The sequence below is a fragment of the Roseovarius sp. E0-M6 genome, from assembly GCF_037083845.1.
Classification (GTDB): Bacteria; Pseudomonadota; Alphaproteobacteria; order Rhodobacterales; family Rhodobacteraceae; genus Roseovarius.
The window spans coordinates 698751-718852 of sequence record NZ_JBAPLA010000001.1; the positions used below are offsets into that span (position 1 = coordinate 698751).

The 20102-nt window shown below is 62.6% G+C and carries 21 protein-coding genes and 2 tRNA genes; 7 read left to right on the forward strand and 16 right to left on the reverse strand.

The window, feature by feature from the left end; all coding sequences use genetic code 11:
* Window positions 1–13: 13 nt before the first annotated feature.
* The 3 genes from V8359_RS03425 (at window position 14) to V8359_RS03435 (ending at window position 1798) form a co-directional block, all read left to right on the forward strand.
* Window positions 14–808, forward strand: coding sequence for a segregation and condensation protein A (locus V8359_RS03425; RefSeq protein WP_336427305.1), 795 nt, complete (start codon window positions 14–16; stop codon window positions 806–808).
* A gap of 3 nt (window positions 809–811) precedes the next feature.
* Window positions 812–1483, forward strand: a complete 672-nt coding sequence (gene scpB / locus V8359_RS03430; protein ID WP_336427306.1) for an SMC-Scp complex subunit ScpB — start codon at window positions 812–814, stop codon at window positions 1481–1483.
* A gap of 123 nt (window positions 1484–1606) precedes the next feature.
* Window positions 1607–1798 (forward strand): hypothetical protein, encoded by a 192-nt coding sequence (locus V8359_RS03435; RefSeq protein ID WP_336427307.1) that lies wholly within the window; start codon window positions 1607–1609, stop codon window positions 1796–1798.
* Between the two features lie 28 nt (window positions 1799–1826).
* On the opposite strand, the gene V8359_RS03440 is transcribed toward V8359_RS03435, so the two are convergent.
* The 8 genes from V8359_RS03440 to V8359_RS03475 form a co-directional block, all read right to left on the reverse strand.
* Window positions 1827–2900 (reverse strand): 2'-deoxycytidine 5'-triphosphate deaminase, encoded by a 1074-nt coding sequence (locus V8359_RS03440; protein ID WP_336427308.1) that lies wholly within the window; start codon window positions 2898–2900, stop codon window positions 1827–1829.
* A gap of 49 nt (window positions 2901–2949) precedes the next feature.
* Window positions 2950–3026: transfer RNA gene (locus tag V8359_RS03445), tRNA-Pro, on the reverse strand.
* 67 nt (window positions 3027–3093) lie between these two features.
* The gene (locus V8359_RS03450; protein WP_336427309.1) at window positions 3094–4239 is read right to left on the reverse strand and encodes a MerR family transcriptional regulator; all 1146 of its coding nucleotides are present in this window, start codon (window positions 4237–4239) and stop codon (window positions 3094–3096) included.
* A gap of 13 nt (window positions 4240–4252) precedes the next feature.
* Window positions 4253–4555, reverse strand: coding sequence for an integration host factor subunit alpha (gene ihfA / locus V8359_RS03455; protein WP_336427310.1), 303 nt, complete (start codon window positions 4553–4555; stop codon window positions 4253–4255).
* A gap of 99 nt (window positions 4556–4654) precedes the next feature.
* Window positions 4655–5629 (reverse strand): beta-ketoacyl-ACP synthase III, encoded by a 975-nt coding sequence (locus tag V8359_RS03460; protein ID WP_336427311.1) that lies wholly within the window; start codon window positions 5627–5629, stop codon window positions 4655–4657.
* The gene (gene plsX, locus V8359_RS03465; RefSeq protein ID WP_336427312.1) at window positions 5626–6747 is read right to left on the reverse strand and encodes a phosphate acyltransferase PlsX; all 1122 of its coding nucleotides are present in this window, start codon (window positions 6745–6747) and stop codon (window positions 5626–5628) included. The genes V8359_RS03460 and plsX overlap by 4 nt, the downstream gene beginning before the upstream one ends.
* 26 nt (window positions 6748–6773) lie before the next feature.
* Window positions 6774–6980, reverse strand: coding sequence for a 50S ribosomal protein L32 (rpmF, locus tag V8359_RS03470; RefSeq protein ID WP_336427313.1), 207 nt, complete (start codon window positions 6978–6980; stop codon window positions 6774–6776).
* Between the two features lie 165 nt (window positions 6981–7145).
* The gene (locus V8359_RS03475; protein ID WP_336427314.1) at window positions 7146–7697 is read right to left on the reverse strand and encodes a YceD family protein; all 552 of its coding nucleotides are present in this window, start codon (window positions 7695–7697) and stop codon (window positions 7146–7148) included.
* Between the two features lie 89 nt (window positions 7698–7786).
* Between V8359_RS03475 and V8359_RS03480 the strand changes: the two genes are divergently transcribed.
* The 3 genes from V8359_RS03480 to V8359_RS03490 all read left to right on the forward strand — a co-directional run bounded on the left by V8359_RS03480 (window position 7787) and on the right by V8359_RS03490 (window position 10922).
* Window positions 7787–8236: an outer membrane protein assembly factor BamE gene (locus V8359_RS03480; protein ID WP_336427315.1), complete on the forward strand. Its 450-nt coding sequence runs from the start codon at window positions 7787–7789 to the stop codon at window positions 8234–8236.
* Between the two features lie 94 nt (window positions 8237–8330).
* Window positions 8331–9059, forward strand: coding sequence for a GNAT family N-acetyltransferase (locus V8359_RS03485; RefSeq protein ID WP_336427316.1), 729 nt, complete (start codon window positions 8331–8333; stop codon window positions 9057–9059).
* 42 nt (window positions 9060–9101) lie between these two features.
* On the forward strand, window positions 9102–10922 hold the full coding sequence (locus V8359_RS03490) for an ABC transporter ATP-binding protein (protein ID WP_336427317.1): 1821 nt from the start codon (window positions 9102–9104) through the stop codon (window positions 10920–10922).
* A gap of 74 nt (window positions 10923–10996) precedes the next feature.
* Here the strand turns inward: V8359_RS03490 and V8359_RS03495 are convergent, their stop codons facing one another.
* From V8359_RS03495 to V8359_RS03525, 7 genes are all read right to left on the reverse strand, one after another.
* Window positions 10997–11752: an SDR family NAD(P)-dependent oxidoreductase gene (locus V8359_RS03495; protein WP_336427318.1), complete on the reverse strand. Its 756-nt coding sequence runs from the start codon at window positions 11750–11752 to the stop codon at window positions 10997–10999.
* Window positions 11753–11812: 60 nt separating this feature from the next.
* A complete protein-coding gene (locus V8359_RS03500) occupies window positions 11813–12868 on the reverse strand; it encodes an AbrB family transcriptional regulator (RefSeq protein WP_336427319.1) in 1056 nt (351 codons plus the stop codon).
* A gap of 59 nt (window positions 12869–12927) precedes the next feature.
* A complete protein-coding gene (locus V8359_RS03505; RefSeq protein ID WP_336427320.1) occupies window positions 12928–13539 on the reverse strand; it encodes a hypothetical protein in 612 nt (203 codons plus the stop codon).
* Between the two features lies 1 nt (window position 13540).
* Complete coding sequence (locus V8359_RS03510; RefSeq protein WP_336427321.1) at window positions 13541–15775, reverse strand: xanthine dehydrogenase family protein molybdopterin-binding subunit; 2235 nt, start codon at window positions 15773–15775, stop codon at window positions 13541–13543.
* Between the two features lie 4 nt (window positions 15776–15779).
* Complete coding sequence (locus tag V8359_RS03515) at window positions 15780–16238, reverse strand: (2Fe-2S)-binding protein (protein WP_336427322.1); 459 nt, start codon at window positions 16236–16238, stop codon at window positions 15780–15782.
* Window positions 16239–16336: 98 nt separating this feature from the next.
* Window positions 16337–16410, reverse strand: a tRNA-Gly gene (locus V8359_RS03520).
* A 92-nt stretch (window positions 16411–16502) separates the two neighbouring features.
* Window positions 16503–17042 carry a hypothetical protein gene (locus tag V8359_RS03525; RefSeq protein WP_336427323.1) on the reverse strand — a complete coding sequence of 180 codons (540 nt, stop codon included), beginning with the start codon at window positions 17040–17042 and terminating at the stop codon, window positions 16503–16505.
* Between the two features lie 173 nt (window positions 17043–17215).
* Here V8359_RS03525 and V8359_RS03530 point away from each other — a divergent pair, with 173 nt between their 5' ends.
* Window positions 17216–17929, forward strand: a complete 714-nt coding sequence (locus V8359_RS03530) for a c-type cytochrome (RefSeq protein WP_336427324.1) — start codon at window positions 17216–17218, stop codon at window positions 17927–17929.
* Window positions 17930–18036: 107 nt separating this feature from the next.
* Here V8359_RS03530 and V8359_RS03535 read toward each other — a convergent pair whose 3' ends face one another.
* Complete coding sequence (locus V8359_RS03535) at window positions 18037–20088, reverse strand: ASKHA domain-containing protein (protein ID WP_336427325.1); 2052 nt, start codon at window positions 20086–20088, stop codon at window positions 18037–18039.
* Window positions 20089–20102 lie beyond the last annotated feature (14 nt).

Consider the following 20102-nt stretch of genomic DNA (forward strand, 5'->3'; position numbering starts at 1 on the left):
GACCGGCGCGGGCATGTCCGACTCTCACTTTGATGAAGAACAGCCAGAGGCCACGCAAAGCGTGGCTGATCGCCTTGCGGCGGAGGCTTTGATCATTGATGTGGATGGCTATGAAGGGCCACTTGACCTGTTGCTGACCTTGGGGCGGACCCAGAAGGTCGATCTGCGCAAAATTTCGATCCTGCAACTGGCCCGGCAATATCTGCAATTTGTTGAAAAGGCGCGCGAGCTTCGCATCGAGTTGGCCGCGGACTATCTTGTGATGGCTGCGTGGCTGGCGTTTCTCAAGTCGCGTCTGTTGCTGCCACCGGACCCTGCCGAAGAGGGGCCGAGCGGTGAGGAACTGGCGGCGCATCTGGCGTTTCAGCTTGAGCGGTTGCAGGCGATGCGCGAGGTAGCGGCCCGGCTGATGGCGCGCGACCGGCTGGGGCGAGATTTTTTTGTGCGCGGCATTCCCGAGGGTGTCGAACGGGTGCGGCGCGTTACTTATACCGCGACACTTCTGGATTTGATGCAGGGGTATGCGCGGTTGCGCACCAAGGATGAGTTCCGGCCCTACGCGCTTGATCGCGAGTCGATCTTTTCGCTTGAGGCGGCACTGGACCGGATGCGCGGCTTGATCGGATACGCGGGTGAGTGGACAGACATCTCGACATGGCTTCCTGACGGATTCACGGTCGATCCCGCGCGGCGGCGCTCGGCCACGGCATCGACCTTTGCTGCGGCGTTGGAGCTGGCCAAGGAAGGGCGGCTCGAGATACAGCAATCCGAGACTTTCGCGCCGATCAAGGTTAAGCGCAGGGACTAGTATATGGCCGAGGATATGGACGCACCGGAAGAAACCCTGTTTGAAGCGCCGCCCATGGGCGAACAGGAGCGCATGGTCGAAGCGATCCTCTTTGCAAGCGCCGAGCCGGTGACGGTTCAGGAGTTGAACGCGCGCATGCCGCACGGCTCGGACGCTGCCGAGGCGCTGGTGCATCTGCGCAAACGTTACGAGGGGCGAGGGGTCACGCTGGCCCGCGTGGGAGACGCCTGGATGATGCGCACCGCCTCGGACCTTGGCTTTCTGATGCAGCGCGAGACGGTCGAAACCCGCAAGCTCAGCCGGGCGGCGATCGAGACATTGGCGATCGTGGCCTATCATCAGCCTGTGACTCGCGCCGAGATCGAGGAAATCCGCGGTGTTTCGGTCAGCCGCGGCACGGTGGATCAACTTCTTGAATTGGAATGGATTCGGTTCGGCCGGCGCAAGATGACTCCGGGCCGGCCTGTGACATTTGTTGTGACACAGGACTTTCTGGCGCATTTCGGATTGGAAAGCGCGCGCGATCTTCCGGGCCTCAAGGAGTTGCGGGCCGCCGGACTTCTTGACAACCGGGTGCCACCGGGGTCAATGCCGGGGCTGCCTGAAAGCGACGATGACGAGGATGACGCGGGCGGGGTTGCCGCAGACGATCAGGGCGAGATGTTCGAAGGCTGAACGCCGAGGGTTTCGAGATTGACCCGGTTTTGCTAGGGTTTTGCCAAAACGGGCGGCGTTCATGCCCTGAAATTGCCATGTTCCGCCCTTATATCTGAGCCCAAGAGGCAGAGGAGAGCGAAAATGAACGCCAATTACATCATCAACATGGTCATCCGTCAGGTGACGCGCCGGGTTTTGAACCGCGGGGTGAATGCCGGGATTGACGCTGTAGGCCGTCGCATGGGCAAAGGTGAAAAAGGGCCGGATACCGGCGAAACCACCAAGCGTGCCAAGCAGACGATGCGCGCGACACGCCGTATGGGCCGCATGTAATCACCGCTCCGGCGGCACCCAAAAGGTGTCAGCCCCGAAAATGCTTGGATAGTTTGAGACCTTGGCCTTGATAATTCGAGGCCAGATCTTTGCCGTATAGAAGCGCGGGCCGTGCCGCCATCCGCTCGTATATGAGGCGTCCGACCACTTGACCGTGCTCAAGCACGAAAGGTGCTTCGTGGCAACGCACCTCAAGCACGCCGCGTGACCCCGTGCCACCCGCCTCGGCCCAACCAAAACCCGGATCGAAGAACCCCGCATAATGAACGCGAAACTCGCCTGCCATGGCCACATAGGGGGCCATTTCGGCGGCGCAGTCGGGGGGGATCGAAATCGCTTCGCGGCTCATCAGGATATAGAATGCGCCGGGATCAAGGATGATGCGGCCTTTGGTGGTGCGCACTTCTTCCCAGAAATCTGCCGGATCGTAATGGTTTAGCTTGGCAAGGTCGATCAGGCCCGTGTGTCGCTTGGCACGATACCCCACAAGATCACCCGTCTCGGGGCGCAAATCCACCGAGAATCCCAAACCTTCGGAGATGACCGGCGTGTCCGACACGATCGGTGTGCGGGCATGGACATCGCGCAATTCGTCGTCACTCAAGGCGGTGCGGCCATGCCGAAAGATGATCTGGGTCAGCATCTGGCCGGGTTGGGCCACCACCGAAAAGCTTTGCGGGCAAATCTCGGCATAAAGGGGACCGTCATATCCGTCGCAGACCCGATCGAATTCGACCCCGTGATCGGTGATCACCCGGGTCATCAGATCAAGCCGCCCGGTCGAGCTTTTGGCGCTGGCGGCGGCGGTCATGCCGTCGGGCAGGGCCAGCCTTTCGGTCAGGGGCACCACATAGACGCACCCCTTTTCCAGCACCGCACCCCCTGTGAGCGGCACTTCGTGCATGGTCAGCTCATCCAGACGGTCGGTCACGGTATTGCCGCGCCCCGGCAGGAAAGAGGCGCGAACCCGATAGGCCATGTCACCCAGCCGCAGATCAAGCGAGGCGGGCTGAACCTGCCCGGGTTGAAACGGGGCCGTGGCCGCGATCCGGCCAGCGCCGATCATCTCGTGGATCTGGCTGTCTGCAAGAACACCGGTCATGCGAGGACCTCTCGGATGGGCCGGGCCGGGCAAATGGGGATAAGAAACATGGTCGGGCTAGCAGGACTCGAACCTGCGACCTTCCGTCCCCCAGACGGACGCGCTACCAGGCTGCGCCATAGCCCGACGATGGTGGGCGTTTCATAGCGGTTTTCTGTTGGGACACAAGGGGATTTTCCCAAAAAGCGCGGGATCATCTTCTGGTTTTTTCCGAACCGTCAGTCAGAGCGCGCAGCCGGCCCGCGAAGGCGGCCAGCGCCGTGCGCTCGTCTTCGCTACGCGGGGCCGACGGGATGTCGGCAACGGTGGTAAGCCCGCCGCGCGCGGCGTCTATTGTATCGCTTGGATCGTCGGGCACGGAGATGCGCGTGGTGCGTGGCGGCGCCGCGGTCTTTTCCTCGGGTGCGGTCCCGGCCTCGGTGCGCTCTGGCGTTGGCCCGGGTTCTGGTGCTTCTTCCGGCTCGGTGGCGGCGTCTGTCTCGAATGACGGGGCGGGGCCGCTCTCACCACTGTCCGCAGGGGGTGTCGCGGGCGGCTCGGCCGGTGGTTTGGGCGTATCTTGGAAAGTGGGGGCAGGCGCCTCGGGTGTGTCGGGGTCCGGCTCGAGCCCCTCGTTTGATGGCGCAGGCGGGTCCGCAGGTTTGGGCGGCAGGAAACTGCTAGGTGGTGGACTTTGCGCGGGCTGGGGCGGTGCGGGTGGTTCCGATGTCCCGCCGGTCGGCAAGGTCTCATCGTCGCCCGTGCCTTCGGCGTCGGGGGTGTCCGTGCCATCGGTGTCGTCGGACGATGACTCTGTCGCCTCAATCGGTTGCGGTCGTTCCGTGCCGGTGTCTTTGGGGGGCATCGCGCGCGCCGGGGCAGGGTCGTCCGCCTGTGTATGCGCCTCTTGCGGCGGGGCCGCAGGCGCCTGAGGGGGCTTCGGCGTGTTGGGGGCGGATGTTTCGCGTGATTTGGGCCGGGTGTCGGTGTCACGGGCGAAATCAAGGACACGGGCGGTTTCGGGTTCCGCCTCGGTTTCCATCGGCGCGGCCTCGATCAGATCGGTCTCGTCCGGTTCTTCGCCGTCAAGCGGTGCGGACAATGAGGCGACGTGTTTGATCCCTTGTTCGCGGAGAAGTTTCTGCGCGCCCTTGATGGTCATGCCGTCATCATGAAGAAGCTTGCGAATACCCCCCAGAAGGCGCATGTCCGCCGGCCTGTAATACCGCCGCCCGCCGGCCCGCTTGACAGGCTTGACCTGACTGAACTTGCTTTCCCAGAACCGCAGCACATGTGCAGGAACGCCAAGCCAGTCGGCCACTTCACTGATGGTGCGGAACGCGTCGGCGGATTTGCCCATTTACACTTGCGCCTCAGGCCTTGTTGCCCGCCGCGACCCGCTCTTTCATCAGGTGGGACGGACGAAATGTCAGCACGCGGCGCGGGTTGATCGGAACCTCTTCACCGGTCTTGGGATTGCGCCCGACACGGGCGGATTTGTCCCGCACCGAGAATGTGCCGAATGACGAAATTTTGACCTGCTCTCCTCGGGCGAGGGCGTCGGACATGTGGTCAAGAACGCTTTCGACGAGTTGGGCAGAATCGTTTCTGGAAAGACCGACTTCGCGGAAAATCGCTTCGCTCAGGTCCATACGTGTCAGTGTCGTTTCACTCATGCCGTCCCCCGTTGGCTTTTGCCAACTTTGCGGGGAAGAATTTTGCGAGTCAATATCAATGGCTTGCAGCTTGGTGTTTACGCGTTGATTTGCGCGTTTTTACCAGCGAAGAACCACTGCGCCCCACGCCAGACCGCCGCCGATCGCCTCACTTAGAATCAGGTCGCCGCGTTTGATGTCGCCTTTGGATGCCCCCACCGATAGGGCCAGGGGGATAGATGCGGCAGAGGTATTGCCGTGATCCTGCACGGTGAGGATCACCCGATCCATGGATAGACCCATCTTGCGCGCGGTGCCCTGAATGATGCGAATGTTCGCCTGATGCGGCACAATCCAGTCGACATCGCTGCTGAGCAGGCCGGCCTTTTCAAGGGCCGTGTCTGCCGTGCTGGTCAGTTTCTCGACAGCCTGACGGAAAAGCTGATTGCCCTGCATCCGCAGTTTGCCCGAGGTGCCCGTGGTCGAAACGCCCCCGTCCACGAACAGCATGTCCTTGTAGCGCCCGTCCGAATTGAGATCGGTCGAGAGGATGCCGCGATCTTCCTTGGTGCCGCTCGCCTCCTCGGCCCCAAGGATGAGCGCCCCGGCCCCATCGCCAAAGAGCACACAGGTGGAACGATCCTCCCAGTCCATGATGCGGCTGAAGGTTTCCGCCCCGATCACGAGAATGCGCCGCGCCTGTCCGGATATGATCAGCGCATCGGCCGTGCACAGCGCATAGATGAATCCAGCACAAACCGCCTGCACATCGAAGCCAAAGCCCGTGGCCATGCCAAGACGGCTCTGGACCATGGTGGCGACGGACGGAAAAGTCAGGTCCGGGGTGGACGTGGCAACCAGCACACAGTCGATATCCGACGGCTCCAGCCCCGCGTCCTTGAGTGCCGCCCATGAGGCATGCACCGCCAGATCCGAGGTGGTTTCCCCCTCGGCGGCGAAGTGACGGCGCTCGATTCCCGAACGACTTCGAATCCATTCGTCCGACGTTTCGAGAAACCCTTCGAACCAGGCATTTTCAACCACGCGTTCGGGCAGATAGTGCCCGACACCCTGAACCACAGCACGGGTCGTCATGAGCGATCACCTTCTTTCGACGACGTGTCATCGTCATCATCGTCGCGGCCTTCGTCGGCCAAAAGCGACGCGGCAGCGACACTCGCGGCAAGCCGTTCGGTAAAACCGCTTTCGGCCAGTTGAAAGGCGAGCTTAATTGCCGCGGAAAAGCCAGTGGCGTCGGCCGACCCATGCGATTTGACCACGGTGCCATTGAGGCCAAGGAACACGCCGCCATTCACCCGGCGCGGGTCAATCCGCTTTTTCAGGCGCTGAAGCGAGGTATAGGCCAGCATCGAGGCGAGCCGCGACATGGGGGAGTATTTGAATGCGGCCCGCAGCAGTTCCGAGATCAACTCGGCCGTGCCTTCGCCTGTCTTGAGTGCGACATTGCCGGTGAACCCGTCGGTAACAATCACATCGCAGATGTCCTCGGGCAGGTCGCGGCCCTCGACGAATCCCACAAAGGAAAACCCGGCCTTGTCGGCATTCGCTGTGATCAGGTCATGAGCCTCGCGGAGTTCGGCACGGCCCTTGTGCTCTTCTGTGCCGACATTGAGAAGGCCCACGCGGGGATTTTCGACACCGAGCCCATTGCGCGCATAGGACACGCCCATCAGCGCGTATTGCATGAGGTCCTTGGCGTCGGCGCGGATATCGGCGCCGCCATCCAGCAACACGTTGAACCCTTGTGGATTGCGCGAGGGCCAGAGCACGGCGATGGCGGGGCGGTAGACACCGGCAAGACGCCGCAGGCGCAGCACCGAAAGCGCCATGAGCGCACCGGTGTTGCCGCAGGACACACACACCGTCGCATCGCCTGCGCGCACGGACTCGAGCGCCGACCACATCGACGTCGTTTTCCCGTGGCGCATCACCTGGCTCGGCTTGTCCTCCATCGCCACGACGTCGGCCGCATCGCGAATTTCGATGCGCCCATCAAGGTGGCGGCGTCTGGCGACAAGCGGCTCCAGCTCGGTTTTGGGACCGTGCAGGATAAAGGCGATGTCGGGGTTTTTCTTGGCGGCATGCGCCAAGCCAGACACAACAACACCCGGCCCGCGATCACCGCCCATGGCATCAACGGAAATAACGGTGCGCCCGGTCCCCGCCGTGGATTGATCCTCATGCGCGGTCATGCGGGCGAACGTCCTTTATGAGCGGCTCAGGCTGCGTCGTCTTCCAAGTCGATTTCGTCCGCCATCGTGACGACTTCGCGGTCCGCATAGTGGCCACAGGCGACACACACGTGGTGCGGACGCTTGAGCTCCCCGCAGTTGGGGCATTCGTTGGGGTTCGCCGCTGTGAGCGAATCGTGCGCGCGACGATTGTTGCGGCGCGATTTCGATACTTTGTTCTGTTGGACAGCCATGTCTCAACCTCAATTTCTGTGGGCCCTATGGCCCGGTTTCATGCGAGTCTCGCGGCTCATAACCGTTTGCAGGCCGCGCGAAAACCCCAGAGTCCGATGAGAGCGCGAAAATACAGCGAAAAGACGCCGGGGCAAGCTATTTTTGCTGCTGTGCGGCAGAGAGTTTCAGCCATCGCCCTCGAGCTTGTCACGCAAGGCCGCAAGCCCGGCAAAGGGTTTGGTGTCGGCATCGGTGAGCGGCTCTGCCCCTTTGGGTGTGGCGCGGGCCTCGACAGGGTCGGGGGTATCGGCACGTGGATAAGGCGGCAGGGACAGCGAAAGCGCCTCGGTCAGGATCGCCCCAAGCGAGATCGTTTCGGTGAGCGGCTCCTGATCCACGTCATCCGGCATTTCCACCTCGTCCCCCTCCGGCACGGCAATGCCCTCGGCAAGAAAGCGGCGCGTCACATCTGTTTCGATCCGCGTTGTCACCGGGGCAAGCGTGGCAACACAGGGCTGTGTTACCGTGGCCCCAAGATGCCCGTCAAGACGCCAGTCGCGCCGGCCCTCTGATTGAACCGTGCCTTCGAACACCACCTTGCGAAGGTCCACGAGATCAAGCTCCTCGGCGAGGGCGGCCATGGCCTCGGCATCGGGGGCGATGCGAAACCGGTTCGGAGCCCGCTGCGAAAGCGAGGAAACGCGCAAAGTGTCGGTTGTTGAGGTCTTGTTTGGCATACGCCCCCGCTTTCTTGTTTGATCCTCTGGACCACAATACTGTATGCGGGATAAAAGGCGTGGGCGGCCAAGATCAAGGGGCAGGTGACGTGAGACAGGTGTTTCGTTGGAAATCCGGGGTTCTGATCCTCGTGCTGCTGGCCGTTTCGGCCTGCACGGCAAAATATCGCAGTCATGGATATGTCCCCCCGCCGGAAGACCTTCAGAATGTATTGGTGGGGGTCGATACCCGCGCGACGGTCGACGATACGATCGGCCCGCCATCGACCTCGGGTCTTCTTGGAGATGGCAATTACTATTATGTCACGAGCACTGTGCGCCACTTCGGCGCGTTCCGGCCCGAGGTGGTCGACCGCACGGTTCTCGCGATCAGCTTTGACGAGGCGGACGTGGTCCGCAATATCGAGACCTTTGGCCTTGAAGAGGGACGTCCCGTGCGCCTGACGCGGCGCGTGACCGACAATTCCGTCGAAGGCAACGGCTTCCTCCGGCAGGCCCTGGGCAATATCGGACGTCTGAACCCCGGCGATTTCTTCTGATCCGGGCCTGAGGCGTCATCGCCCTGTCATCGCTTGTCCGTTAGGATCGTGGCATCTATTGTGATCCATGTAACATGGCGGGAGGGCATGGCGGATGTTTTCCAAGGGACGCTACATCGCCCATGAGGCGCGGGACACACAGGATGTGAACCGCGCGCAACGTCTCAGGGCCGAGGTATTCGGACGCGGCGCAGAGCCCGACGCCGACCAGTTCGACACCGATTTCCAACACATGCTGGTCGAGGACCGGGACAGTGGCGCGCTGGTTTGCTGCTATCGCTTCCTGCCGCTGAGTGCCGGGGACCAAATCGGCAAAAGCTATTCCGCGCAGTTCTATGGCCTTGAAACGCTTGCGGATTTCAAAGGTCCGCTTGTCGAGATGGGGCGCTTTTGTGTTGCGCCGGGCCTGCGCGATCCCGATATCCTGAGGGTCGCGTGGGGCGCGATGACCCGATATGTCGACCAGCACGGAATTGAGATGCTGTTCGGCTGTTCATCGTTTAGCGGCACCGATGCATGGCGGTATTCGGATACGTTCGCACTTTTGGGGCAACGTCATCTTGCTCCGCGACACTGGCGGCCTGCGGTGAAGTCGCCCGAGGTGGTGCCCTTTGCGCGGATGCTGGGCCGGGCCCGCCCCGACACGCGAGAGGCCATGAAACGGATGCCGCCGCTGCTCAAGACCTATCTGACGATGGGCGGCTGGGTGAGTGATCATGCCGTGGTGGATGCCGAGATGAACACCCTGCATGTGTTCACCGGGGTCGAGATCGCGGCCATTCCGCCGGCGCGGCAACGGCTTCTGCGCGCCGTCGCGCAATAGCCCCGCTTGACGAGCGGACGCGGCGGGGATAGCCCGGCGCGCATGGCACACGCACCCCTTTTGCAACTCTCCGATATCTCGCTCACCTTTGGGGGCGCCCCGATTTTCGATGACCTTTCACTGGTGGTTCAGCCGGGCGACCGGGTCGCGCTCGTTGGGCGCAACGGTTCGGGAAAGTCCACACTTCTCAAGGTGATGGCGGGTCTTGTTGAACCTGATACCGGGGAACGGGTGGTCACCCCCGGCATCCGTGTGGGATATATGGAGCAAGACCCAGACATGAGTGGATTCGCGACGCTGGGTGAGTTCGCGTCGGCAACTCTCGATCCTGGTGAGATGTACCGGGTGGAGCGCGCGGGGGCCGGACTGAAGTTCGACCCCGATCGGCCGGTCGCGACCGCGTCCGGTGGGGAGCGGCGGCGCGCGGCACTGGCCCGGATCATGGCAGAGGCGCCGGACCTGATGCTTCTGGACGAGCCGACGAACCACCTTGATATCGAGGCGATCGCGTGGCTCGAATCCGAGTTGAAGGCGGCGCGCGCAGGCTTTGTTTTGATCAGCCATGACCGCGCTTTCCTGCGTGAGCTTACGCGTGCAACCCTATGGATAGACAGGGGAATGACGCGCAGGCAGGAGAAAGGTTTTACGCATTTCGAAGCGTGGCGCGAGAAGGTCTGGGAAGAAGAGGACAGCGCCCGTCACAAGCTTGACCGCAAGATCAAGGCCGAGGCCCGTTGGGCGGTCGAGGGCATCAGCGCCCGCCGCAAGCGCAATCAAGGACGGGTGCGCGCGCTTCAGGATCTGCGTGCCGAACGGGCGGCACAGATCAAGCGGCAAGGCGCGGCGGCGATGGCGCTTGAGCAGGGGCCGAAATCGGGAAAACGGGTGATCGAGGCGCGCGGCATCGCGAAAGCCTATGGTGACACGCAAATCCTAACAAAGTTTGATCTGCGCGTGCAGCGCGGTGACAGAGTGGCCTTTGTGGGGCCGAACGGGGTTGGCAAGACGACACTTCTAAAGCTGCTCCTGAAAGAGATTGAACCCGATGAGGGCACGGTCGAGCATGGCACCAAACTGGCTGTTGCGGTCTTTGATCAGGCGCGCGCGCAGCTTGACCCGAACATGACTCTCTGGGAGAGCCTGACTGGTGAGCCGGACATGCGCGTGGCGGGCAACGCCGATCAGATCATGGTGCGCGGTCAACCCCGGCATGTTGTTGGATATCTTAAAGATTTCCTGTTCGACGAGCGGCAGGCGCGGGCACCGATCAAGTCCCTCTCGGGGGGTGAAAAGGCGCGGCTTCTGCTGGCCAAGCTGATGGCGCGCGAGAGCAACGTTCTGGTGCTCGATGAACCGACGAACGATCTTGATATCGAGACGCTGGACCTTCTTCAGGAGTTGCTGGACGATTACGATGGGACTGTCCTTCTGGTGAGTCACGACCGCGATTTCCTTGACCGCGTCGCCGCGACGACAGTCGCGATGGAAGGCGATGGTCGCGCCACGGTCTATGCAGGCGGTTGGAGCGATTACAGATCGCAACGCAAAGCCGAAGAAACCGCCAAAAAGCAAGAAAAGACAAAGGCTAATGCGGCAAAGTCAACGCAAGCGCAGCAGGCCCGAAAGGTAAAAGGGCTAAGCTTTACCGAAAAGCACAGGCTTGAGTCCCTGCCTGCCGAGATCGCGCGACTTGAGGCCGAGATCGGCAAGCTTGAAGAGCTGCTATCGGATGCTGACCTCTTTACTCGCGAACCGGTCAAATTTCGCAAGGCCACCGAGGCGCTGAATACGCGTCAGGAGGCCTTGGCGGCGGCCGAGGAAGAGTGGCTCACACTTGCCGAAAAGGACGAGGCCGGGGGCTAAGGCCGGCATCGGTATCCACGTCGGCATTCACGTCGGTGCGTTTGAACGGCGAATTTGCCACCTGTTAACCGCGATCATTGCATTCGAAGCGCGCCATCGAGGCGGATAACCTCACCGTTGAGATAATCGCACTCGACAATAAACCGTGCCAGCGCCGCGTATTCATCGGGATCCCCCAGCCGCGCGGGAAACGGACCATCGGCTGCCAACTCATCCTGAACCGCCTGCGGAAGGCCCTTGAGCATGGGGGTGGCAAAGATGCCCGGCGCGATCGCCATGACGCGAATTCCCTCACGTGTCAGGTCACGCGCCATGGGCAGGGTCAGACCGACGATACCCCCTTTGGACGCGGCATAGGCCGCTTGGCCCTTCTGCCCGTCAAAGGCGGCGATAGAGGCGGTGTTGACGATAACGCCGCGCGTGCCATCGGGGGCCGGATCGTTGCGCGCGATCTCAGCGGCTGCAAGGCGGGCGACATTGAAGCTTCCGACAAGATTGACGTCGACGGTGCGGCGGAATGTGTCGAGCGGGTGGGGCCCGTCGCGGCCAAGGGTTTTTGCCCCTGTGGCGATCCCGGCGCAGTTTATGGCGGCGGTCACGCGCCCCATCGCGTCACGGGCCGTGGCGATTGCCGTGGTTACTGACGCCTCGTCTGTGACATCGGTTTCCACGAAATGCGCGCCGATTTCCCCGGCTATTGCGCGGCCCCGTTCGACATCGCGATCAAGAAGGGTCACGGCGGCGCCCCGAGCCCGAAAGTGCCGGGCGGTGGCTTCGCCAAGGCCAGAAGCGGCCCCGGTGATGATGGCGGTGGTCTCGGTGATTTGCATGGGGTGGGCTCCTGTCATGGAATTGAACGTGCGTTCAGATACTGTGCCGGGGTGGCGCTGTCAAAGCTTGCGGGGAAGGCGCCGCGACAGGGCCCCGAGGCCCAGCACGGTGAGCAGGATGCGAATGATGTGATGAAGGGTAACGAAGGCCGGGTTCGCCTCGAGTGAGAGGGCGACGAGCGCCATTTCGGTGAGGCCGCCGGGTGCGAAACTGATCAGGAGGACGTCAAAGGGCTCGGACCAGGCAAGACCCAACAGGCCGGCGAAGAACGCGGCGAGCAGCATCATCCCGGCCACCGAGAGCAGCGACAGCCAAGCCCCGCGCATCAGGAGCGCGCGGTCCAGCCCCTTGAACCTCAGGCCAAGGGCGATGCCCACCACGATCTGTGCATCATTGATCAGCCATTGCGGCAGGGAGATCGGCGCGAGGCCGGTGAGGGTGACGACCGCAGCAGCCAGAAGCGGGCCGGTCAATTGTCGTGCGGGCAAACGCAGCAGTGATCCGGCGAGGATGCCCGCCGCAAGGGTGGCGACAATGGCCGGAAAGGCCCCCCAATCAGTTCCGGCGCGGGCGAAGGATGCGCCTACCGAACTTCCGACCGGGGCCCCGAGCCAGAGCGACAGTCCGATGGGCAGGGCGGTCACCACAAGGATCACGCGCAGGAATTGCTGAAGCATGAGGCGGGGTAGATCGGCGCCCGCCTCTTCGCCAAGCGCGATGGATTCAAAAAGCCCGCCGGGCGCGCCAGCACAGAGTGCCGTGGCGCGATCATAGCCGCCGAAATGACGGAATATCAAGTAGTTGAAGCTTTGAACTGCGGCGACGAAACCGGCCAGCGCCGCAACGCTGAAGATAAGGCGCAAAGGCTCGGAGAATAGCGCGGGGGTGATCTGACCGCCGATCATCATCCCGATGAGACCTATGAAGACAAGGCGCACGGGCTGAGGGAAGACATAGCCTTCGGGGAGAAGGCCGGGGCGCAAGATACCGAGGCTGGCCGAAAGCATGAGCGGCCCGAGCAGATAGGGCAACGGCAGGCCCGCAAACACGGCGAGCGGGGCGGCGATGAGCCAGCCTGAAAGGAGAAGGGCAAGGGTTGCTGTGAGGCGCGGCATGACCCTTTGAAGCACCCCCGTGAGGGGGGTGCAAGCGCGTAGGTCGCGGGCGCGGTGCGCTATTGGGGGCAGGGCATGGCCGCAGCACCCCAGAGCAGAATATCGCGGGTGTGCGCCTTGAGCGAGTAGGGCGCGGGCTCACGCGTGCCGCCCGGGGCCCAGCCCCAATGGACAAGCGGACAATGGTTCACATGCTCGGCGAGGTCGACAAAGGTCATGCCGCCGTTGGTTTCGGGGGCGCGCAACTGTTCGCACACCTCGCGCGGGGATTTGTCGAACCATGCGAATTCAACTGGCGGCAGGCGCCAGGCATGTGCGACGCGCGGCGCGGCGTGGGGGTCTTCGTTGGCATCGGGGCGGTCCTCCTGCAACTCCGTATGGCAGGTGGAGCAGAGCAGGTGCTCGGCCCCGATCCGGCTTGACCCGGCTGTGATGTTCATGCCGTGCGGGCCGGGCCTGTCGAAGGAAGGGCCGGTCCACATCGGGGTGTTCGTGGCAACATGGCAATTGGCACAGCGCGGGTGGCTGGCGACCTTGTAGATGCGGGCGAAGGCATCGAGCCCTTCGGCGCGGCTGACAGATCCGGGTTGTGGCAGGTCAAGTGACACGTCCTCGGACATGGCGGGCAAGGCGGGTAACAGCAAAAAAATGACATGAAGAACGAGGCGCATATTACGCAAACTCCACAAATTTTGAGAATGGCATCTCGCGCAGACGCTGACCGGTCAGCGCAAAAATGGCCGCCGCCAAGGCAGGTGCCGCAGGCGGGACCGGCGGCTCGCCCAACCCCGTCACGCGGTCGCCGTTCTCCAGAAGCCGCACCTCGATCGTCGGGCACTGGTGAAGGCGCATACCCTGATAGGCGTGGTAGTTGAGTTGATCGGCCTTACCGTCGGTATAGGTGAGTTCACAATTCATCGCATGCCCAAGGCCAAAGACGATGCCGCCTTGCATCTGGTTCTCGGCGTTGATCGGGTCCATGACGCGGCCCACCTCGGCGGCGGCCCAGACATTGGTGATCCGAAGCCCGTCCTCGGTTTCAGTCACTTCGACAATTTCGGCGCAAGGAACGCCAAACGATGTGGTGAGCGCGACGCCGCGACCGCGCGCTCCTGACTTGGGGCCGGACCAGCCGGACATTTCGCCCACGGCTTCGAGCGTGGCGCGGGCCAGCGGATCGTCGCAAAGGCGCAGACGCTCTTCGAGAGGATCAGCCCCGGCGGCATGGATCAACTCATCAAGACCCGCATTGTAGAAAAAACCGTTTGAGGACGCCCCCACCGAGCGCCAAGACGAGATCGGGGCGAGGTCGGGGGCGCGGTACCCTGTGACCCGATGATGCGGGATGGCGAATGGCTGTTCGAACGCGCCGGCGACGATCTGGCTGTCTGGGCCGGGAACGGGCATGTTCTGACGACCCATCTGTGAGGCCATGACCGAGGGCATGGCGATCGAGAGGTCATAGGCCGTGACGCGACCTTCCGAGACGCTGCCGCGCATGCGGGCCATGGCGATCTGACGTGGGAAATCATGCGCCATGTCGGTTTCACGCTCATAGGTGAGCTTCACGGCCGTGCCGGGCATGGTGTTGGCGATCTCGGTGGCGTGCCACTCGGCCATATCCTCAAGGCGGTGGCCAAAACTCCCGCCGATAAGTTGCGTGTGCAGCGTCACCTGATCGGCGCTGTGACCGGTAATGGCAGAGACATTTTCCTGAACGAATCTGGGTATTTGTGTCCCGCTCCAGATCTCGACTTCGTCTTCGGTCACGCGCACCGTGGCGCCGATCGGCTCCATAGGAGCATGGGCGAGATAGGGTGCGCGATATTCGGCGGTGAGGGCATCCTCGGTGAGTGCGGTGTCGACGTCGCCATCGTCGCGTTTGCGGCTATCGCGGGCCGCGTCGGTAAAGCTGTCGGCGAGGGCTTGCCAGTGCCCATCCATCGTGGCGGGCATGGGAGAGGGCGTCCATGAGGCCCGGATCGAGCGCGCGGCTTCAAAGGCTTGCCATGTGGTATCGGCCACGATTCCGAGGCCGCCCGTGACCGGCACGACCGCGTGAATGCCGGGCATGGCGCGGGCGTCCTCGGCGTCGAACCCGTCGATGCCCCCGCCTTGGGCGGGGTTGAGACACACGGTGGCATGGAGCATGCCGGGCACGGATAGGTCGATCCCGTATTTGGCCTTACCTGTGGATTTATCAACGATATCAATTCGCTGCATCGGATTGTTGAGAAGTCGCCAAGTCGAGGGATCGCGCAGGCCCACATCCTGAACCACGTCAATTTCGGCGGCCTCGGAAGCGAGATCGGTATAGGGGATCGCGGCCCCGTCACCGAGGATGACAGAGCCGTCGCGGGTGGTCATGGCCGCCGGATCATGACCGCGCCGCGCCGCCGCGCGCTTGAGCGTTTCGCGTGCCGAGGCCCCGGCGCGGCGCAGCTTTTCATAGCCGTCGGGCACAGTGGTGGAGCCGCCGGTGATTTGCAGCCCGATGAACTTCATCGCGGCTGAGACGCCTGTCTCGGTCATGGAGCGGAGAAGCCCCTCGGCGGGGGCCATGAACACCGCAGCCTCGGTCGCGAGCGCGCGATTCCAGTAGGCGGGCGAAGGCGGTCCGGGCCAGACGCGCACCTGATCAAGGGACACATCCAGCTCTTCGGCGATAAGTGCGGCCTGAACGGAATAGGCGCCTTGACCCACATCCGACCGCGGCGTGACAAGGGTGATCCCCTCGGCGTCGATCAGCACATAAGGTGTGAGCGCCGCCGCACCCTCGGACAGCCCCTCCTTGAGCGGGTTGTCATAGGGAGTCTGGTAGCGCCAAATACCGAATGCTACGCCGCCCGCGATGGCGGCGGACCCGACAAGAAGCGATCGGCGTGTTATTTTCTTCCAATTGGCCAAAAGGTTATGCGTCTTTCTTTGCGTTCGCGGCGGCCCGGACAGCGGCGCGAATTCGTGGATATGTGCCACAGCGGCAGAGATTGGCCGAAAGGGCGCGGTCAATGTCCTCGTCCGTGGGGTCGGGTGTGGTGTCGAGCAGCGCCGTTGCGGCCATGATCTGACCGGATTGGCAATAACCGCATTGTGCAACCTGTGTATCAATCCAGGCCTGTTGCACCGGGTGGGGCGCGTCGGGCGTGCCCAGTCCTTCGATGGTGGTGATGTCACCGATCACATCGCGGGCGGCCAACTGACAGGCGCGGACGGGCATACCATCCATATGGACGGTGCAGGCGCCGCATTGCGCGATGCCGCAGCCATACTTGGTTCCGGTAAGGCCGAGCATGTCGCGCAAAACCCACAAGAGTGGCATGTCGGCGGGCGGATCGATGTCATGGGTGGTGCCGTTGACGGTGAGTTGCATGGGCCTCTCCCGAATCATCATACACGGCAAAGGGTATTGCAATCGGTCCGCATGGCAATGGCGCGTTGCGCGGCGTGACGTAAAGGAACGGAGGGGTCTGGAGCGGGTAACGGGAATCGAACCCGTAACTGAAGCTTGGGAAGCTTTCGTGATACCTTTTCACCATACCCGCGCCGAGACCTGTAGCTAGGCAATCTGCCGGGGGAGGTCAAGAGGTCGGGCGCGGCGCGATGGCGCCGCGCTCATAGAGGTGTCACACCGGGATCAGTTCGACAGGTGATCGGTGGTGAAGAGCATATCCTCGCCCGCGCCGGTATGGCAGGCAATGCAGCCCTGATCGGCCCCTTTGGCAACGCGACCGGCCAAGCTCATTCCCTTGGGGTTTTTGTCAAGCGAGCCATCGGGCAGGTATTTCGCCCAGAACCAATCGGCATTGTCGGCGTCATACCCGGCTTCGCGGCGGAACATCACGGTGACCGCGCCAAGGTGTTTGTCGGGATTTGACAGCACCTCGTCGCCCGTCACGCCTTCGGGGCCGTAGTTGCGCTTGATCACCAGATCGCCGGTATGTCCGTCGACCGTGGCCTCGGTGTAGAGCGTTTCGAGCATCATCCCGTGGGGGGCAACCCCCTCGTAGGGGAACGTGCGCATCATGCCGTCACCGGCAAGGTTCATCTCGTTCATTTCCGCCCAAAGCTCGGCGGCATAATCGGTATCCACCTCGTTTCCGAAGGGGGCGTCTTGGGCTATGGCCGCCCCGGTCAGGCTCAGGGCGGCAACCGTGGCAATCAATGGCATTCTCATAAGTGGTCCTCCGTTGGTTCGATGCGTGGGTTCTCGGGCACCAGCCTAACGGTCGCGGCCATCACGCTGGGTCAAAATGCAGTCACGACATCGTGAATCCAATGCGCGGGGTTCGTGATTGACCATGTGGGCCGCTGCCGAGGATGGTGTATGAAAACAGGAGGTGCCGTAAAATGTTCCGAATATTGGCCGCCACGACGTTCATTCTTGCAGCGCCCGCTGCCACCGCTCAGGACGCCGCAGAGGGCGAAAAGGTGTTTCGCAAATGCAAAGCGTGTCACATGGTGGGCGAGGATGCCAAGAACCGGGTAGGTCCGGTCCTGACAAATGTCGTCGGGCGCCCCGCAGGGAGTTATGACGATTACCGCTATAGCTCTTCGATGGAAGAAGCCGGTGAGGCCGGGCTTGTCTGGGACGAGGAGTCGATTTTCGAATATCTCGCTGATCCGCGTGCCTTCCTTCGGTCCTATCTGGATGATCCCAAGGCACGGGCCAAGATGACTTTTCGGTTGAGTGACGCGCAGGAGCGGCGCGATGTCATCGCTTATCTTCAAAGCCTTTCGCCCGAGGACAGTGCCGCCGTTGCGCCCGAGGCACCGCACGCCGCAGAGGTCGAAACCGCGGCCACGTCACTTTGTGTGCGCAACCTTAATACGCACGCTCATTTCTTTGCGGTCGAAGCCCGTGGCGCGGATCGGCGCACCGCCACCCTTGACCCGGGTGAGCGGCTTTGCGTCGACGGGGACACCGGAAAAACCGGGATGGTCTCGGTCTTCGAGAGTGCCGAAGGGTTTGAAGGCTGTTCCCGCCTCGTCCCGGTGGGCGAGACCGAAGACATGCTCAGATATGTCGATTTCGATCGCTGCTTCTGGAGTTCGAACACCTGAGGTTTCGGGCTTGGCGATCCGCACTGACAGTTTGAGTTCGGTTGTCCCGGAAGCTCAACATTCGGACCCAACTTTCGGCGGCGTGATCTGAAGACCGCGGTTGCGCCTCAGGCGCGCCGCCGCCTCCGTCGCCCGCCGCCATCATCCCCGCCGGTGTTGAAGCTCACGTCGGGGAGCGACACGATTTTAGACAGGTCCGGGAAGGCATCGGTCTTGTGAGGGATCGCGTTGGCGGCGACGAAATGCTCTTGGAACTTGGGTTCGATCGCGGTTTCGACCTTGTCGATTTCGCGCACGACGCGTTCGATCTCGGCGCGCGCGGCGATGTTGCAAAGCGCGATGCGCGCCCCGGTGCCCGCCGCGTTGCCCGCGCTTGTGACCTTGTCGAGGGGGGCGTCTGGGATCATGCCAAGAACCATGGCGTGTTTCGAGGATATATGCGCCCCGAACGCGCCTGCAAGCACGATACGGTCAACGCGATCGACACCGCGTTCGTCCATCAGCAGGCGCGCGCCCGCGTAAAGCGCGGATTTGGCAAGCTGGATGGCGCGGATGTCACCTTGGGTCACGGTGATGCGCGGGCCGCCCTCGGCGGTGGCATCATGGATGAGGTAGGAATGGGTGCGCCCTTCGGCGATACAACGATCCGTACCGGTCTGAGCGGCCGACCCGATGAGGCCGGATGGGTCCATCAGGCCCGCCATGCGCAATTCTGCCACGGCCTCGATGATGCCAGAGCCACAAATGCCGGTCACGCCAGTGGTGGCGGTCGCTTCGGCAAAGCCGTCTTCGTCAGACCACAGATCGGAGCCGATGACGCGGAAGCGTGGTTCTTTTGTTTCGGGGTCGATACGGATGGCGTCGATGGCGCCCGAGGCCGCGCGTTGGCCCGAGCTGATCTGTGCGCCTTCGAAGGCGGGCCCGGTTGGCGAGGAGCAGGCGAGCACCGAGGATTTGTCGCCGAGCAGGATCTCGGCGTTGGTGCCCACGTCGATAATCAAAGCGAGGTCGTCGGATTTTCCCGGTTCCTCACTGAGGGCAACAGCGGCGCAATCGGCCCCGACATGGCCCGCAATACAGGGTAGGATATAGGTCCGGGCGCGGGTGTTGATCGCCGTCAGGTCAAGCTCGCGTGCCATGAGCGATATGCTTTCGGACGTGGCGAGCGCGAAGGGCGCTTGACCCAGCTCGACCGGATCGATCCCCAGCAGCAGGTGGTGCATGACCGGGTTGCAGACGAAAACAGTCTCGACAATGAGCGCGGCATCTATCCCGGCTTCCTTGGCGATTTTGTCAGAGAGGGTGTTGATCGCCTCGCGCACGGCGGCGGTCATTTCGCAGTCACCGCCGGGGTTCATCATCGCATAGCTGACGCGGCTCATGAGGTCTTCGCCAAAGCGTATCTGCGGGTTCATGATACCCGAACTTGCCTTGACCTCGCCGGTTTCAAGATCGGTGAGATGAGCCGCGACCGTGGTCGACCCAAGATCTATGGCCAGACCATAAAGGCCGGCTTCGTGCAGACCGGGCCAGATTTCGATGACACTCGCCACGGCATCGCGGTGAGACTTGTGCAGCGCGACCGTGACCTGCCATTTGCCCTTGCGCAATGTCGGCTGAAGCTTGGAGAGGAGCGTGAGATCGGCGCGTATCTCGGGGATGTCCCATTCACGCTTGAGCGCGCGGGCAAGCCGTTCGAGATCGCCTGTCGGCTCGTGCATGTCGGGTTCATCCACCTCGACAAAATAAAGCCGCGTGGCGGGGTCCATCTCGATCACGCGGGCCGAGGCGGCCTTGCGCACCACCTGTTTGTGGACTTGGGATTCGGGCGGCACGTCGATCACCACGTCGCGTTGAACGGTGGCCTGACAGCCGAGGCGGCGGCCCGGTTTCAGGCCGCGCTTCTGGTCATAGCGTTCTTCGACCGCGTTCCATTCGCTGAGCGCGTCGTCATGGACGGTCACGCCATGCTTGGAAAATTCGCCATATCCCGGTGTCACCTGACATTTGGAGCAAATGCCGCGCCCGCCACAGACCGAATCGAGATCGACCCCGAGTTGCCGTGCCGCGGTCAGGACTGGCGTTCCGGCAGGAAAGCGCCCGCGCTTGCCCGAGGGGGTGAAGACGACAAGGGGCTCTTTGGGGACTTGGGTAGTCATGCCTGGCTCCGGTT

Excerpts from the sequence above, each read along its gene's own strand:
- V8359_RS03535 (WP_336427325.1), bottom strand. The coding sequence starts at position 20,088 with ATGACTACCCAAGTCCCCAAAGAGCCCCTTGTCGTCTTCACCCCCTCG.
- V8359_RS03460 (WP_336427311.1), bottom strand. The coding sequence starts at position 5,629 with ATGACGACCCGTGCTGTGGTTCAGGGTGTCGGGCACTATCTGCCCGAA.
- V8359_RS03440 (WP_336427308.1), bottom strand. The coding sequence starts at position 2,900 with ATGACCGGTGTTCTTGCAGACAGCCAGATCCACGAGATGATCGGCGCT.
- rpmF (WP_336427313.1), bottom strand. The coding sequence starts at position 6,980 with ATGGCTGTCCAACAGAACAAAGTATCGAAATCGCGCCGCAACAATCGT.
- V8359_RS03435 (WP_336427307.1), top strand. The coding sequence starts at position 1,607 with ATGAACGCCAATTACATCATCAACATGGTCATCCGTCAGGTGACGCGC.
- V8359_RS03530 (WP_336427324.1), top strand. The coding sequence starts at position 17,216 with ATGTTCCGAATATTGGCCGCCACGACGTTCATTCTTGCAGCGCCCGCT.
- scpB (WP_336427306.1), top strand. The coding sequence starts at position 812 with ATGGCCGAGGATATGGACGCACCGGAAGAAACCCTGTTTGAAGCGCCG.
- V8359_RS03490 (WP_336427317.1), top strand. The coding sequence starts at position 9,102 with ATGGCACACGCACCCCTTTTGCAACTCTCCGATATCTCGCTCACCTTT.
- V8359_RS03525 (WP_336427323.1), bottom strand. The coding sequence starts at position 17,042 with ATGAGAATGCCATTGATTGCCACGGTTGCCGCCCTGAGCCTGACCGGG.
- V8359_RS03475 (WP_336427314.1), bottom strand. The coding sequence starts at position 7,697 with ATGCCAAACAAGACCTCAACAACCGACACTTTGCGCGTTTCCTCGCTT.
- V8359_RS03425 (WP_336427305.1), top strand. The coding sequence starts at position 14 with ATGTCCGACTCTCACTTTGATGAAGAACAGCCAGAGGCCACGCAAAGC.
- V8359_RS03505 (WP_336427320.1), bottom strand. The coding sequence starts at position 13,539 with ATGCGCCTCGTTCTTCATGTCATTTTTTTGCTGTTACCCGCCTTGCCC.
- ihfA (WP_336427310.1), bottom strand. The coding sequence starts at position 4,555 with ATGAGTGAAACGACACTGACACGTATGGACCTGAGCGAAGCGATTTTC.
- plsX (WP_336427312.1), bottom strand. The coding sequence starts at position 6,747 with ATGACCGCGCATGAGGATCAATCCACGGCGGGGACCGGGCGCACCGTT.
- V8359_RS03450 (WP_336427309.1), bottom strand. The coding sequence starts at position 4,239 with ATGGGCAAATCCGCCGACGCGTTCCGCACCATCAGTGAAGTGGCCGAC.
- V8359_RS03515 (WP_336427322.1), bottom strand. The coding sequence starts at position 16,238 with ATGCAACTCACCGTCAACGGCACCACCCATGACATCGATCCGCCCGCC.
- V8359_RS03495 (WP_336427318.1), bottom strand. The coding sequence starts at position 11,752 with ATGCAAATCACCGAGACCACCGCCATCATCACCGGGGCCGCTTCTGGC.
- V8359_RS03485 (WP_336427316.1), top strand. The coding sequence starts at position 8,331 with ATGTTTTCCAAGGGACGCTACATCGCCCATGAGGCGCGGGACACACAG.
- V8359_RS03500 (WP_336427319.1), bottom strand. The coding sequence starts at position 12,868 with ATGCCGCGCCTCACAGCAACCCTTGCCCTTCTCCTTTCAGGCTGGCTC.